Here is a 14,274-nt window from a genome sequence, read left to right as displayed (position 1 = left end):
ACCTATTCGCAGTAATCACTATCAGGGGCGACACTGCGGAACTCATGGAGTTTCAACAGAGTCAAAACGGAGTCCGAAACGCCCTACCCCAGTAGCTGCGGTCCGAACAGCACCAGTACGAGGGCGATCAGCATCGCCAGCCCGACGCTGGTCGTCACCGTCCGCGTCACGGTGTGTTTGTCCTCGATCGGGAGTCTGACAACTACGGCCTCCGTCGCGGCTCTGAGGATTCGCCCACCGTCGAGCGGGTAGCCCGGAATACAGTTGAAGAACGCGAGGTTGAGGTTAATCCACCCGGTCCAGAACAGGACGTTCGCGAGCAGGAACACCCCGCCGCCGAGCGGTTCGAGCGGTCCGGTCACCTGGTAGAAGTTCTGATTGGCGGCAACGAAGCCGGGGAAGTTGAACTCGAAGCCGAGACCGACGATGCCGATAAACGGCAGGACGAGGATGAGTAGCGCCCGCGAGAGCAGCGACCCCTCGCCGCCGGTCAGCAGCGAGAGGAACGAGTCCGCCGGATACGGCTTCACGCCGAGGCTGTTCGTTTCGATACCGCTATAGGCTGCTCGCGGGGAGATGCCGAGATAGCCGCCCGACTCGCCCTCGCGGTAATCCTGGGTGAGCGTCACCGTCTCGGTGCGGCGGTCGCCGTCGACAACGGCGACGATGGTGACCTCCTCACCAGCTGACACCCTCTCGAGAGCCGTCGTTACGTCCTCGGGCGTGTGCGTCACCGTTCCGTCGATTTGCAGCAGGAGGAACCGTCCCTGTGTCGGGAAGCCGGCAGCGGCGAGGGGGTGGTCGCTCGCCTCGCTACTGCCCGGCGTCGTCTCCGGTGCGGTAGCGACGGCGAGTACACCCATCGGGCCCGTCGTCGTCCGGCCGTCAGCGGTTTCGAGCGTCACCGCCGACCGGTTACCGATCGCATCGCGGAACCCTTTCTCGGTCCGGGTCTCGGTGCCGTTGACCGCGACAATGGTGTCGTTCACGTCGATCCCCGCCTCTCCCTCACCCTCGGCAGCCAGCGGCGAGTCTGGTGCCATCGTTGTCACCAGTAGCGAGCGTGAGACGGTTGTTTCAGTACCCTCACCCAGCCTCACCTGGATCTCCCCCTGCGTGCTGTTGGCGAGATACGCTTCGAGTTCGGAGCCGTTCGCGATTTCCTGGTCGCCGATGCCCTCGATGCGGTCACCGGATTCGATGCCGGCCTCGGCCGCCGCGGAGCCTGGAACCACGCCGCCGATGGCCGCGCCCGGTGCGACGGCGATGGAGCCGACAACCGGCCCCACGAGAAGCGCAAAGGCGACGAACGTGATGGCGTAGTTGTTCGTGACGCCGGCGGCGAACATCCGGGCGCGGGCGCCCCGATCAGCACGGCGCTGGCTCTCCTCGTCAGGTTCGACGAACGCCCCGACTGGGAGTATCGCGAGCGAGACCAGCCCCATCGATTTGATATCGATGTCACCAACACGACAGAGCAGACCGTGACCACCCTCGTGGACCACGAGGCCCACGAGCAGACCGACGACAATTTCGGGAGCGACAGAGAGCGGGAGGAACTCGTTGACGCCGGGGATGACCAGCACGTTCTGCGGGTCGTTCACCGGTGACGGCGCCGGCGGGTTCCGAACGATGGCAATGGCCCGCTGGAGCAGCAGGGTGAACACTCCGGCCATCACCACCAGTGTCGCCCCGAGACCGATATTAGTCCACGCCCGCCAGAACCGCTTGGGGCCGGCGAGCCAGTTCAGAAACACCCGCCCACTTTTCGTGTGGAACGTCGTCAACGGGCCCTGGACCTTCACCCAGTCGGGGAGATACCCCTGGGCGTCCGCCCAGTAGGCGGCCGCCGAGTAGGCGAGGAGGCCAGCGAGAACCCAAAACAGCGTATTCATTGGTGAAACGGAGGACGCGATTACGCAAAGGCGTTCGGGTCCCGCGACGAGGGCACCAGCGTCGTCGACGCAGTCGAGCGCAGCGGCTCCTCGATAATGAAACACAGCCCCACCGTCCAAACCCACCAGGGCGACGAACAGGCCTCAAGGAAGCCGGCGACTGTCACCAGATACGCACCGACAAGTGCCACCGCAGCCGCAGGGACGAGCAGCCTGGCGATTGGTGTCGAGAGGCTCGGAAACTGTTCTGCGACCGACCGAGCGAGGAAGAAACCGCCGAGAGCGGCGGCGAAGAGGGCACCGACCGAGAGTCCCAGCAGAAGGAACAGGTTCCCAATTCCGAACAGGGGCAGGACTCCCGTGGCTGGCGGTGGATAGGCGATAGCGACGGTGACGATTGCGAGCGCGAGAAGCGCCACACCGCGTCGAGTAGCCGCTGGCGGGGACCGCCGGACCATGGTCGATTTTCTTGCAGCGTGACAAAACAGTTTGTGGAGCCGCGCCAGGCCACCGGTTAGTTCTCCCGGCGGAGGCGTTGGATTCCGCCGGTTAGTTCTCCCGGCGGAGGCGTTGCACCACGAACGCGCGATCCAGCTCGCCCATGAACTCACCGAGTCGCGGCCCCTGCGGCTGGTTGAAGAAGAGCCGATAGCCTGCCTCGAACAGGTCCCCGACTTCGAGGCCGTGCTCTCGAGCCGTCTCGTAGATTTCACCCTGAATCGCCTCGCCGTCGTGGCCTTTCTCGACGAAGTCGGCGAGGTCATCGAGCGCCGTGCGCTCGTCGTCGCCGAGGTCCACATCGGGGAGATCAGTCTGGAGCCGGTAGTTGTAGGCGTTGTCACAGCGCTCGGCCCAGGCACGGGCTTTCTCGACGCGTGCGAGCGCCTCGTCGACGACCGCCTCGGGCGCGTCCTCCGGGATGTGGCCCTCGTTCCGGGCCATCTGGAGCCGAAGTTCCCGGTCGTCGACCATCCCGAGCACGGCCGCGAACGTATAGGGAAGGCGGGTGCGCTCGGGACGTTCCTCGTCCACAGGGCGGGACGCAGTCCCGCTTGCGGGCGGACGGTGTCCGGCGACGACGAACGGGTACGCTCGGTTGGCGAAGCGACGCAGCTCCTCGTCGTCGACCTCGCCGTAGTACGCCCGCTCGAAGCGGTCGAAGTCGTCGACTAACTGGTCCAGCCGAGAGATGTCGAAGTCCCGCGCCTTGTTCGGGTCCAGCGCGAAGAAGTACCGGAGAACGTCGGGTTCCAGCAGTTCGAGGACCTCCGGCACGGTGACGACGTTTCCCTCGGAAGAGGAGAGCGGCTCGCCGTTGAGCGTGAACCACTCGTAGGTCATCGGCACCGGGGGCTCCTCGCCCAGCACGGTTCGGCAGATATCCTCGCCGGAGGGCCACGAGCCCTCGGCGTGGTCCTTGCCGAACGGCTCGAAATCGACACCGAACAGGCTCCACTGGGCGGGCCACTCGAAGCGCCACGAGAGCTTGCCGTCCCGCAGGGTCGCCTCGTCCTCGTGGCCGCAGCCCTCGATCTCCCGCCCGCCCGCTGTCATCCCCGTGCAGGCGTACGAGACGGTGCCAGCGTCGAGATTCTCGACGGTCACGTCGGTGGTGATGATGCCGCACTCGCTGCAGACGACGCGGAACGGCGAGTAGTTCTCGTCGACGGAGTCCTGGTACCCCGCGAGCACCTCCCGAGCCGTATCGATGTTCGACAGAATCGTCCGGATCTGGGGCTCGAACTCGCCGCTGGTGTAGAGTTCGGTGTTCGAGAGCACCTCGACGGGCACGTCGACCATGTCGGCCGCCTGCGAGAGCAGGTCCGCAAAATGCTCGCCGTAGGAGTCGTGGCACGCCCCGAACGGGTCGGGGATGTCGGTGTAGGGCTTGCCCAGGTTCTTCCCAAGCGCCCCCGCGTCCACGTCGCCGAGCTCGACGACGTCCCACTCCTCGTTGGCCAGCCGGCGCGGGAGCTTCCGGAGTGGGTCACGATCGTCTGAGGTGAACACCTGCCGCACCTCGTGGCCGCGCTCGCGGAGCACCTCGGCCACGAAGTGGCCCCGGAGGATCTCGTTGAAATGTCCCAGATGCGGGATACCGGAGGGGGAGACGCCGCCCTTGATGACGACCGGTTCGTCCGGGTCGCGGGCCTCGACTTCCTCGGCGACGGCGTCGGCCCAGAAGGCGTGGTGGTCGCCAGCGCCACCATCGTCGCCAGCGTCGCTTCCAGCAGTCGGCCCAGTTGTGGGACTGGCCGCGTCGTTCGCCTCGGTGTTCTGTTCGCTGCTCATCGTTGGGTCCAGTAGGTCGGTTCGTTCGCATCGCCCGTGGGGACGATGTCGGTACCGGTGTGCTCCCCGTGGAGTACGGCGTCGACGACAGCCTCCGGGTTCGTCCCGTCCAGGACGATTGTCCGGAGCCCGGAGCGCTCGATGAGCTTCGCCGCCAGCAGGTCGACGGGGGCGGAGGCGCCCGCGCCGCGGTCCATCGGCGCGATGATATCGACCAGTTCGGCCGGAGTAAGCTGTGAGAGCTGTTCGGCACCGTCGTCGGTTTCGGGGTCCGCGGTGTAGACGCCATCGGCGCTGGTGGCGAACACCAGGAGTTCGGCGTCGACGTACTCGGCAAGCGCAGCGGCGACGGCGTCGGTCGTCTGTCCCGGCGTGACACCGCCCATCACCGTGGTGTCACCCCGGCGGACGGCCTCGCCAGCCTCCTCGTAGGTAGTCGCGGGCGTCCGCTGGACGCCGTACCCCATGGCCGCGATGAGGAGCCGGGCGTTGAGTCGGGTGACACCGATACCCAGCTCGTCGAGCTGGAACTCGTTGGCTGAGAGCTCGCGGGCAGCCTGGATATACTGACGGGCGACGCTGCCGCCGCCGACCACTGCACCGAGCTCACAGCCCTCGTCCGAGAGCTCGTGAAGGGCGTCAGCGAACCCTTCGACGCGCTCGGGGTCGAGCCCCGGCGCGAGAACGCTACCGCCGATGGAGACGACGACTCGCATTACCGGAGCTACCGGTGTCGCGCTCTTAAACACGGTGGTCACGGGCCGACGAGCAAAGGTCTAAGCCGGTCGCCCCCCGCGGTAATCATATGCAGGCACTCTCCATCGTCGGGACGGATGCGGCAGCCGTTCGCGACGACATCGCGACACGGCTCGATGGTCGGGTCGCCACGGTCGACCGCGCCGACCCGCTCGATATCGACGGGGACGGCCGGTTCGAACTAACTGCGGACGGCAACTGGACCGCCGCAGGGACGGACCGCTCGTTCGACGAACTGCTCGACTCGCTGGCACCGGCGTACGACTACGCGCTGGTCGCGGGGTTCTCCAAACTCCGGCTCCCGACCGTGGTTGTGGGGGACCGGGACGTCCCGGGGGACGTGCTCCGGCGCGTCGACGACGCGAGCCAACTCGACCCGGTGGCGCTGGCCGCCGAAGTGGATGCGCTGGACCCGCACATCACGCTCGAAGCGCTCGTCGCGGAGGCAACGGAGGCCCCGCTGGCCCACCGCTCGGGCGCCATCGCCACGTTCACCGGGCGAGTACGCCGGAAAGACGCCGAGGACGATAGCCCAACAACCCATCTGAAGTTCGAGAAGTACGAGGGCGTCGCCGAGGACCGGATGCGCACCATCGCGAGCGAGTTGGAGGAGCGCGAGGGCGTGTTCGAGGTGCTGTTGCACCACCGCACCGGCGTCGTTGCCGACGGCGAGGACATCGTCTTCGTCGTCGTGCTCGCCGGCCACCGGCGAGAGGCGTTTCGGACCGTCGAGGACGGTATCGACCGGCTCAAAGACGAGGTTCCACTGTTCAAGAAGGAGACAACTGACGACGAGGAGTTCTGGGTCCACGACCGCGCGTGACTCCGCGGTGGGTGTGATGGGAACGTTCGTTTCGCCGGGTCGCTCCCGGAAACTGTGATTTCCAGGTACCGATGACGTTCCGTACAGATTACGAAACGAGCGGTTTAGAAGCAGTTGTGAAAGGTCTGATAGTATTTTAGCCCGTTATAAACTATTCGTTTTACGCCATTTTCCGGCGAGAACCGCCTGAAACAGGGCGAACTCACCCCGATAATCTGTACTTTATATCCACCCCCAGGTCGTGGCCCGGAGTGAGGCGAAAACAATGAGCGCAACTCGAACCCCCTCCACCGATGGCGCGAACACAAGCCGCGACGACGATCTCTCGAAAGAGGAGCGGCTCACCCGCTACCTCCGTGAGAAGATCGACGAAGGCGAGATGTACTTCAAGAGCAAGTTCATCGCCGACGAGGTCGAGCTCTCACCGAAGGAGATCGGCGCGCTGATGGTGAAACTCAGCGACTCCGCCGGCGACCTCTCCGTCGAGAAGTGGTCGTACACGAGTGCGACGACCTGGCGCGTCGAGAGCGCGTAATCGTCGACGCCGTACTCGACGACGAACGCACCAACGTCACAACTCGCATCGTTTCGCCGACCCCCGCGACGTGGCCCTCCATCCCGCGGCCTCCCCGCTTTTCGACAGTAGCCAGCCTTATGCGCGAGCGACGATAATGCCAGATAATGGCAGATAGCTCCGGGACAGCCTCGCTTTCGGGTGGCCGGAAGGACGGCGACCATCCGCAGCCGGACGCCCTCGACTCGTGGTTCCACCTCACGCAAGTCCGGCATGAAGGGAACCGGATTTTCTACTACGGCGAGTCCCTGGTCCCTCACTCCCGTCTCGCAGACGAACTCGTCCCCGCGTTCCACGATGCGGGGTACGAACTACGAATCGCCAGCGGCGAGGAGAGCAGTGACCTGCTCGTCGCCCGACCGATTGGAACCGCCGCCGAGCGCAGCGGGTTCCCGGTGGTGAACGTCGCACTGCTGTTCGCGACGATCCTCTCGACACTGTTCGTCGGCGCCACCGCGTGGTACTACATCCCGGTCTCGGCGGTCATGTCGAACCCGCTCCGGATACTGGAGGCGTGGCCGTTCACCGCCGCGGTGCTCGGGGTGCTGTTGACCCACGAACTGGGTCACTACACGATGGGGCGCTACCACGGCGTCGACGTGAGCCTCCCCTACGTTATCCCGTTTTTCGTCCCGTTCGGCACCATGGGGGCGATCATTCGGATGCGGAGCCGTATCCCCGACCGCCGGACCCTGTTCGATATCGGCGCTGCGGGGCCGCTCGCGGGACTCGCCGCAACCATCGTCGTCACCGCGATTGGCGTCTCGCTCGACCCGATGACGGTGCCCCAGCGCGTGCTCGGCGGCAGCGGGCAGGTCATCCTCTTTCATAATCCGCCGATGCTGGAACTCATCGCCGGCGCACTCGGTGAGCCGTCGAGCTACGAGGCCTCGAACAAGGTGATGCACCCGGTCGTGATGGGCGGCTGGGTCGGGATGTTCTTCACCGTGCTGAACCTGCTGCCGGTGGGCCAACTTGACGGCGGCCACATCATCCGCGCCATCGTCGGCGAGAGACAGGAGAGCATCGCGGCGATAGTGCCGGGCGTGCTGTTTACACTTGCTGCGTATCTGTGGTACGTCGAGGGCCTCGGGCTGAACGACTCGGTCGGCCTCTGGGCATTCTGGGGCCTGCTCGCGGCGTTCATCTCGCTCGGCGGCGCCGCCGATCCGATCGACGAGACGCCGATCGGCTGGAAGCGGCTGCTCGTGGGCGTGTTGACGTTCGTGCTCGGGGGGCTCTGTTTCCTGCTGGTGCCCATCGAAATCGCGACGGTCTGACGCAATCTCCCGTTTTTCGCTCCGCTTACTCCCCGCCGTGGGTGTAGCCGCGGTCCGGCAGCGCCTCACCGTCAGCAGTCACCCCGCTTGCAGTCACCTCGCCGATCACTGTTGCGTCGGTTCCTGCCCCCCGAGCAGCCGCCAGCGCTGCGTCCGGCTCCGGCGTCGTGAACACGAGTTCGAAATCCTCGCCGACGTGGGCAGTACACTCCCGGCGGTCAGCCTCGTCCTGGGCGACAGCCTCGACGGCGGGATGGACGGGGAGCTGGTCCCACTCGATGGCGAAGCCGCAGTCACTCGCCGCTGCGAGCTGGTGGAGGGACCGTGCGAGCCCATCGCTCGAGTCGATCATCGCGGTCGCGAGGTCCGTGAGCGCGCGGCCAGCCGCGACCCGGGGCACGAACTGGAACAGTTCGTTCCCCGTATCGGCGTCACCGGCCTCGAACCGTCGGAGTGCGGCCGCCGTCCGTCCCAATTCGCCGGTGACACAGACCGCCTCGCCGGCCGAGGCGCCATCCCGGTAGACCGGTGACTCTGCACGGCCAACGGCGGTTGTGGCGGTGGTGAACTCCACGTGCTCGTCGAGATCGCCGCCGACGTACTCACCGCCGACACGGTCACACACCTCGCGAGCGCCTCGCACGAACGCATCGATCTCGGTCTGGTTGAACTCGGGGGCGGCGTAGACGGCAACGGCACAGGTCGCCGCGGCGCCCATCGCGCCCAGATCGGAGAGCGAGGCGCCGACCGCCCGCCAGCCAGCGGTGTAGCGAGTGGTTCCTGCCGGGAAATCAGCCCGGTCGTGGAGCATATCCGTGGTGATCGCCAGCCCGTCGATGATCGCAGCGTCGTCGCCAGCCGCCGGGAGCGTCGCCGCGAGCGACCGAAGCGCGCTTCGCTCGTCCATGGCGTCGCTGTCGGCGCCGAGGGCATAAATGCCGCCCGTCCGCGTTCTCGTGGGGAGTCGGCGTCCCGAGGATTGACCGCCATCGGAGCCTTCAAACGCGTGCCGGGAGTCCCTCCGGCCATGGACACCGACCAGCTGAAGACGACGCTCGTCGGCTTCGGCGGCGCCATCGCGGTGCTTGCGTTGTTGCTCTATCTCGTCGGCGTCGGTGATCTCGTCGAGCAGCTCTCCCGGGCCGACAGGAGCACGGTCGGGCTGGTCATCCTCGTCACACTCGGCTGGCTGTTCGCGTGGGGCCTCGCGCTCCGAACCGTGCTGGGGGTGCTGGGCGAACAGACCTCGACGGTTCGGACGTTTCTCGTGTTTTCGGGCGCGATGTTCAACAACAACATCACCCCATTCGGGCAGGCGGGCGGCGAACCGGTGACGGCGCTGCTCATCTCCCAGACGACCGATACCGAGTACGGCACGGGGCTGGCGGCAATCGCGAGCGTCGACACGCTCAACTTCGTCCCCTCGATCAGCCTCGCACTCATCGGCGCCGGCTACTTCGCCACCGAGGTGACGTTCAGCCAGGACCTCCGGCTGGCAACTGGGGCTGTGGTCGTCCTCGCCGCCACCGTCGCCATCGGCGCCATCCTGCTCTGGCGGAACCGGAACCGTGTCGAGGAGTCCGCTATCGGCCTGTTTGGCCGCGTCGGCGATTTGCTCGGGCGCCACGTCCCCGGTGTCTCGGCGCCGTCCCGGGAAGCGGTCAAACGCCGCGTGGACCACTTCTTCGAGGCCATCGAACGGGTCGCCGCGAACCCGCGGGGACTGGCACTCGCGCTCGGCTACTCGGCGCTGGGCTGGCTCCTCCAGATGGCAGGGCTCTGGCTCGCGTTCGAGGCGATCGGCGTGCCGGTGAAGCTCTCGATCATCATGTTCGCCGTCCCGATGGGCGCCATCGCCGGCGTGACGCCGCTTCCGGGCGGTGCGGGCGGCATCGAGTCGGTGCTCGTCTTCCTACTCGTGGCGGCGCCCCTGCCCGGCGTCACCGAGTCGGCGGCTCTCGCAGCGGTCGTCATCTATCGCGGCGCAGTCTACTGGGTGCCGGTCGTGCTCGGCGGCATCGTGATGGGGACGGTCGGTGCGGGGGCTCGCGGCTAATCCGTGTAACCGCTGCACACGGTTCAGAGCCCGATACGATGGGTTTAAACGGCCTAAGGGAGAAATCTGCGCTATGGCAACCCTCTACGACGTCCCGGCGGAGGACCTCATCGAGGCCGTCGCCGCGGACCTGGAAGATCGCATCGAAGAGCCCGACTGGGTGGAGTTCACGAAAAGCAGTGTCGACCGTGAGCTCCCGCCCCAGCAGGAGGACTTCTGGTACGTCCGGGCAGCGAGTCTGCTCCGGAAGGTCGCGATCCGTGGCCCGGTCGGCGTCGAGCGTCTCGCAACAGAGTACGGCGGCTCGAAGAAAGGCTCCACCCGATATCGGGTTTCCGGCAACGAACACGCAGGTGGCTCCCGAAACATCATCCGAACCGCCCTCCAGCAGCTGGAAGAAGAAGACCTGGTCGAGACGGCGAAAGGCGAGGGCCGACGCCTGACCGACGAGGGGCGCAGCTTCCTTGACTCCGTCGCGGGCGAGACGATGGAAGAGCTCGACCGGCCCGAGCTCGAGAAGTACGCGTAAGCCTCCGAAATCGTTTTCCTGCGAGAGCGGCTACCGGTAGCTATGAGTGGAGATCCCGAGGACGAACGGCTCGAAAAGCTTCGACAGGAACGGCTCGAAGAGCTGCAGGAGCAGGGTGGCGGCGGGGAGGCCCAGCAGGAGGCAGCCAAACACCAGCAGGAGCAGGCCAAGGCTCAGCAGGAGGCGCTGCTCAAACAGCATCTCACCGACGACGCCCGGCAGCGGCTCAACGCGGTCGAGATGAGCAAGCCGGAGTTCGCGAAGAAGGTGAAACAACAGGTAACCGCGCTGGCCCAGAGCGGCCGGGTTCAGGACCGGATCGACGAGGAGCAGATGAAGCAGATCCTCCGGGAGATGAAACCTGAGGAGAAGAGCTTCGATATTCGCCGTCGCTGATGGAGCTTGCGCTCCTCTACAGCGGTGGGAAGGACTCCTCGCTCGCGGCGCTGATTCTCGACGCGTTTTACGACGTAGAGCTCGTGACAGCGCATTTCGGGCTCACGGCGGATTTCGAACACGGGCGGCAGGCTGCCGACGCGCTCGGGTTCCCGTTCGACACCGTCGAACTGGACCGCGAGGTCGCTGAGAAAGCCGTCGGGCTAATGCTCGACGACGGCTACCCCCGGAACGGGATTCAGCGCGTCCACGAACACGCCCTGGAATCCGTCGCCGAGCGGGACGTCGTCGCCATCGCCGACGGCACCCGGCGGGACGACCGGGTACCGACAGTCTCGCGGGCGACCGCCCAGAGCCTGGAGGACCGACACGAGGTCGACTATCTCGCGCCGCTATCGGGGTTCGGCCGGAGCGCCGTCGACAGGCTGGCCGAACGCGAACTCGTCGTCGAGACGGGCCCGAGCGGGGAGATTCCGCGAGCCGACTACGAGGGGGAGCTGCGGGCTCTCATCCGCGCCGAGCACGGGACGGAGGTGGTCAACTCGGTGTTCCCTGCCCACGACCAGACCATCGTTCGTGGGCGAGCCTAGCCGAACAGCAGGATTCAAGCGCCGGCAGTCGGAACCTGGGGCCATGTACGACCGCCTCAAGGGGTTCAAGGATTTCTATCCCGACGAGATGGCCGCGCGCCGGGAGGTCATCGACACGGTGGAGCACGTCGCCCGACGCTACGGCTTCCGGGAGATCGCCACACCGGCGATGGAGGACGTGGGGATGTACGTCGACAAATCCGGCGAGGAGATCGTCGACGAGCTCTACAGCTTCACCGACAAGGGTGGTCGGGAGGTCGCGCTCACGCCCGAACTGACGCCGACCGTCGCACGGATGGTCGTCGCCAAACAGCAAGCGCTGTCGAAACCCATCAAATGGATGTCCACCAGGCCGTTCTGGCGCTACGAACAGGTCCAGCAGGGCCGGTTCCGGGAGTTCTACCAGACGAACGTGGATATCTTCGGCTCGGCGGAGCCGGAGGCCGACGCCGAGATCCTGGCGTTCGCGGGGGATATGCTGACTGAGCTGGGGCTCCCCGCCTCGGAGTTCGAGTTCCGAGTCTCCCACCGGGATATCCTCGGCGAGCTCCTGCGCTCGTTCGACGAGACCGTCGATATCGCCGCCGCCATCCGCGCGGTCGACAAGAGTGAGAAAGTCGACCACTCCGAGTATCTCGGCCTCCTGAACGACGCCGGCCTCTCCGTCGGGGACGCTGAGGCGTTCGACGACCTCCTCGATGCGGGGAACGAGAATCTCGACGCGGTGCTCCAGGCGACCGACCGACCCGGCCTCACCGACGCCGTCGAGAATCTCCAGGCCGTACTCGCAGCTGCTGAGGACTTCGGCGTGCGAAAACACTGCCGCGTCTCGCTCCGGACCGCCCGCGGCCTCGACTACTACACCGGTGTCGTTTTCGAGTGCTTCGACACCGAGGACCGCGTCTCGCGATCAATTTTCGGCGGCGGCCGCTACGACGACCTTATCGAGTCGTTCGGCGGGCAGCCCACTCCCGCCGTCGGCGTCGCGCCGGGCGTGATGAACTCGACGCTGCCGCTGCTGCTCGAAGAAGCCGGCGTCCTCCCCGAGGAGGCGATCTCGACCGATTACTACGTGCTCACGGTGGGGGACACCCGCGACGTGGCCGCCCGAATCGCCCGGGAGCTGCGCGCGGGCGGGAACGTCGTCGAGACGGACGTTTCCGGTCGGAGCTTCGGGAGCCAGATGGGGTACGCCGACTCGGTGAACGCCGAGACGGTCGTGATCGTCGGCGAACAGGACCTGGCGAACGACGAGGTGACCGTCAAGGAGATGAAAAGCGGTGACCAGACCACCGTCCCCGTCGACGAGTTCCCCGGCGAGCGCGAGCAGCCACGCTACGAGGACGTCGCATAGCTGCCCGGGCCCTGGCGAACAGGCGACGCAAGTCAGCGCGTGTCGGGTGCGCCACGCTCCCGTCTCGGCCGCGACACGCCGTCGGTCAGACGATACGCTGTGTGGTCCCGGTTTCCTATTTCAACTTCGGGGCGCCGATGTGGTCGAGACGCTAACGGCCAGCATCGTTTTCCGGGATGGCGACCAATCCGCGCCCATGTACGACGACGTGCTGTTGCCGGTGGCGAGAGGCGAAGTCGAGGAGAACCCCGCCGTCGAGCGGGCGGTCTCGCTCGCCGAACAGTACGACGCGACGCTGCATCTGTTGAGTGTGGTCGACCCCATCGTTTTCGACCCCATTACTCCCAAGATCAACCGGGTCCACGAGGCGCTAGAAGAAGGCGCCGAGAAGGCTGTCGATGAGGCCGCCGAACGCGCACGGTCCCGCGACGTCGACGTCGAAACACACGTTGGCCGCGGCATACCACACGATGTCATCACGGAGTACGCGGGGGACCACGCGGACATACTCGTGATAGCGACCCACGGCCGGGAAGGGTTGGACCACGCGCTGCTGGGCAGTGTCACCGAGAAGGTCGTCCGGAGCGCCGAGGTTCCGGTGCTTTCGGTCCCGCTTTCGTAGATGCGTGCGTACAGGCTGGCCTACGACGGTCGGCCGTTCTACGGCTATCAGCGTCAGCCCGATGTCCCAACTGTCGAGAACACGCTGTTGGCCGGGCTCTCGGCCATCGACGTCGTCGAATCCGCCAACGAGGTCCCACCAAACTACGCCGCCGCGGGGCGCACCGACGCCGGCGTCTCCGCCGTCGCCCAGACCATTGCCTTCGAGGCACCAGAATGGTGCACACCCGCAGCAGTCAACGCTGAGCTCCCTGGTTCAGTCCGGGCGTGGGCCGCCGCCGACGTGGGCGAGGCGTTCCACCCGACACGGGACGCGACCCGTCGGACGTACGTCTACCATCTCCACGCGCCAGATGCTGACGACGACGCAGCCGCGACGGCGGCCGAGGCGCTCTCGGGCGAACACGACTTCCACAACCTCACCAGCGACGAGCACCGCACGGTCCGGGACGTCAGTGCGAGTATCGAGCGAGAGGGGGAGTTCCTCGCCGTCGAGGTCGCCGCCGGCGGGTTCCCTCGCGGGTTCGTCCGACGGTTCGTCGGCGTGCTCTCACAGGTTGCCGTTGACGGGGAGCCGCCGGAAGCGCGCGCTGCGGAGGTGCTCGGCCAGGAACCCCTCCAGGGGGGCCGTGGCGTGCCACGAATGCCCCCAGAGCCGCTGGTGCTGGCCGACGTAGCTTATCCGGGTGTGGCGTTCGAAACCGACGAGCAGGCCGCTGGGAGCGCTCACGAGGTGTTCGAGGCCCACCGTGTCGACGGGCTGGAGCGGGTTCGGGTGGCTGAGACGGTGCTTTCGGGCCTCAGGACTGAGGACTGAGGACCCAACACGCTTTGGCGTTGGCTGGTTGCCCGAGGCGTGATTCGTAAGCAGGTCTACTGGGACGCTACGGTCCGGGTGGGCCTCGGACCCGTTATCATCGCCGTCGGGCAGGTTGTCTGGGCGGTACCCTACCGCATCGTCCTCATCGGCTGACTGCTCGCGCTGGCCGTCGTCGTCCTGACGCTGCTGTCCCGCGTCTCCCTCGGCACGTAGGGGCTCTGGCTGGTCGGCAAGGAGGCTGCCCGCGAGGCCGTCACCGGCAGTCCGCGGAGCGATATTCTGACCGAG

The 14,274-nt window shown here is 66.4% G+C and carries 15 protein-coding genes; 10 read left to right on the top strand and 5 right to left on the bottom strand.

Annotated elements, in window-relative coordinates; all coding sequences use genetic code 11:
• Positions 1 to 83: 83 nt before the first annotated feature.
• The 4 genes from V5A38_RS11610 to pyrH all read right to left on the bottom strand — a co-directional run bounded on the left by V5A38_RS11610 (position 84) and on the right by pyrH (position 4,903).
• Positions 84 to 1,895, bottom strand: a complete 1,812-nt coding sequence (locus V5A38_RS11610) for a site-2 protease family protein (protein ID WP_332325928.1) — start codon at positions 1,893 to 1,895, stop codon at positions 84 to 86.
• Positions 1,896 to 1,915: 20 nt separating this feature from the next.
• The gene (locus V5A38_RS11605; RefSeq protein WP_332325927.1) at positions 1,916 to 2,353 is read right to left on the bottom strand and encodes a hypothetical protein; all 438 of its coding nucleotides are present in this window, start codon (positions 2,351 to 2,353) and stop codon (positions 1,916 to 1,918) included.
• A gap of 91 nt (positions 2,354 to 2,444) precedes the next feature.
• Positions 2,445 to 4,187 carry a lysine--tRNA ligase gene (gene lysS, locus V5A38_RS11600; RefSeq protein ID WP_332325926.1) on the bottom strand — a complete coding sequence of 581 codons (1,743 nt, stop codon included), beginning with the start codon at positions 4,185 to 4,187 and terminating at the stop codon, positions 2,445 to 2,447.
• Positions 4,184 to 4,903, bottom strand: coding sequence for a UMP kinase (gene pyrH, locus V5A38_RS11595; protein WP_332325925.1), 720 nt, complete (start codon positions 4,901 to 4,903; stop codon positions 4,184 to 4,186). The genes lysS and pyrH overlap by 4 nt, the downstream gene beginning before the upstream one ends.
• An 89-nt stretch (positions 4,904 to 4,992) precedes the next feature.
• On the opposite strand from pyrH, the gene V5A38_RS11590 reads away from it, so the two are divergent.
• The 3 genes from V5A38_RS11590 to V5A38_RS11580 all read left to right on the top strand — a co-directional run bounded on the left by V5A38_RS11590 (position 4,993) and on the right by V5A38_RS11580 (position 7,620).
• Complete coding sequence (locus V5A38_RS11590) at positions 4,993 to 5,766, top strand: molybdopterin synthase (RefSeq protein WP_332325924.1); 774 nt, start codon at positions 4,993 to 4,995, stop codon at positions 5,764 to 5,766.
• A 265-nt stretch (positions 5,767 to 6,031) separates the two neighbouring features.
• A complete protein-coding gene (locus V5A38_RS11585; protein ID WP_332325923.1) occupies positions 6,032 to 6,301 on the top strand; it encodes a hypothetical protein in 270 nt (89 codons plus the stop codon).
• A 146-nt stretch (positions 6,302 to 6,447) separates the two neighbouring features.
• Positions 6,448 to 7,620 (top strand): site-2 protease family protein, encoded by a 1,173-nt coding sequence (locus tag V5A38_RS11580; protein ID WP_332325922.1) that lies wholly within the window; start codon positions 6,448 to 6,450, stop codon positions 7,618 to 7,620.
• A gap of 25 nt (positions 7,621 to 7,645) precedes the next feature.
• On the opposite strand, the gene thiL is transcribed toward V5A38_RS11580, so the two are convergent.
• Positions 7,646 to 8,527, bottom strand: a complete 882-nt coding sequence (gene thiL, locus V5A38_RS11575; RefSeq protein WP_332325921.1) for a thiamine-phosphate kinase — start codon at positions 8,525 to 8,527, stop codon at positions 7,646 to 7,648.
• A gap of 120 nt (positions 8,528 to 8,647) precedes the next feature.
• Here thiL and V5A38_RS11570 point away from each other — a divergent pair, with 120 nt between their 5' ends.
• From V5A38_RS11570 to truA, 7 genes are all read left to right on the top strand, one after another.
• The gene (locus V5A38_RS11570; protein WP_332325920.1) at positions 8,648 to 9,676 is read left to right on the top strand and encodes a lysylphosphatidylglycerol synthase transmembrane domain-containing protein; all 1,029 of its coding nucleotides are present in this window, start codon (positions 8,648 to 8,650) and stop codon (positions 9,674 to 9,676) included.
• Positions 9,677 to 9,749: 73 nt separating this feature from the next.
• Complete coding sequence (locus V5A38_RS11565; RefSeq protein ID WP_332325919.1) at positions 9,750 to 10,205, top strand: 30S ribosomal protein S19e; 456 nt, start codon at positions 9,750 to 9,752, stop codon at positions 10,203 to 10,205.
• Between the two features lie 42 nt (positions 10,206 to 10,247).
• Positions 10,248 to 10,601, top strand: coding sequence for a DNA-binding protein (locus V5A38_RS11560; protein WP_332325918.1), 354 nt, complete (start codon positions 10,248 to 10,250; stop codon positions 10,599 to 10,601).
• The gene (locus V5A38_RS11555) at positions 10,601 to 11,191 is read left to right on the top strand and encodes an alpha hydrolase (protein WP_332325917.1); all 591 of its coding nucleotides are present in this window, start codon (positions 10,601 to 10,603) and stop codon (positions 11,189 to 11,191) included. Before V5A38_RS11560 ends, V5A38_RS11555 begins: the two co-directional genes overlap by 1 nt.
• A 43-nt stretch (positions 11,192 to 11,234) precedes the next feature.
• Positions 11,235 to 12,545, top strand: coding sequence for a histidine--tRNA ligase (gene hisS, locus V5A38_RS11550; RefSeq protein WP_332325916.1), 1,311 nt, complete (start codon positions 11,235 to 11,237; stop codon positions 12,543 to 12,545).
• A gap of 196 nt (positions 12,546 to 12,741) precedes the next feature.
• Complete coding sequence (locus V5A38_RS11545) at positions 12,742 to 13,167, top strand: universal stress protein (protein ID WP_332325915.1); 426 nt, start codon at positions 12,742 to 12,744, stop codon at positions 13,165 to 13,167.
• On the top strand, positions 13,168 to 13,983 hold the full coding sequence (gene truA, locus V5A38_RS11540) for a tRNA pseudouridine(38-40) synthase TruA (RefSeq protein WP_332325914.1): 816 nt from the start codon (positions 13,168 to 13,170) through the stop codon (positions 13,981 to 13,983).
• Positions 13,984 to 14,274 lie beyond the last annotated feature (291 nt).

The sequence above is a fragment of the Halolamina sp. genome (assembly GCF_036626355.1).
In the GTDB taxonomy this organism is placed as follows: domain Archaea; phylum Halobacteriota; class Halobacteria; order Halobacteriales; family Haloferacaceae; genus Halolamina.
This window is presented reverse-complemented; position numbering and strand designations above follow the sequence as displayed.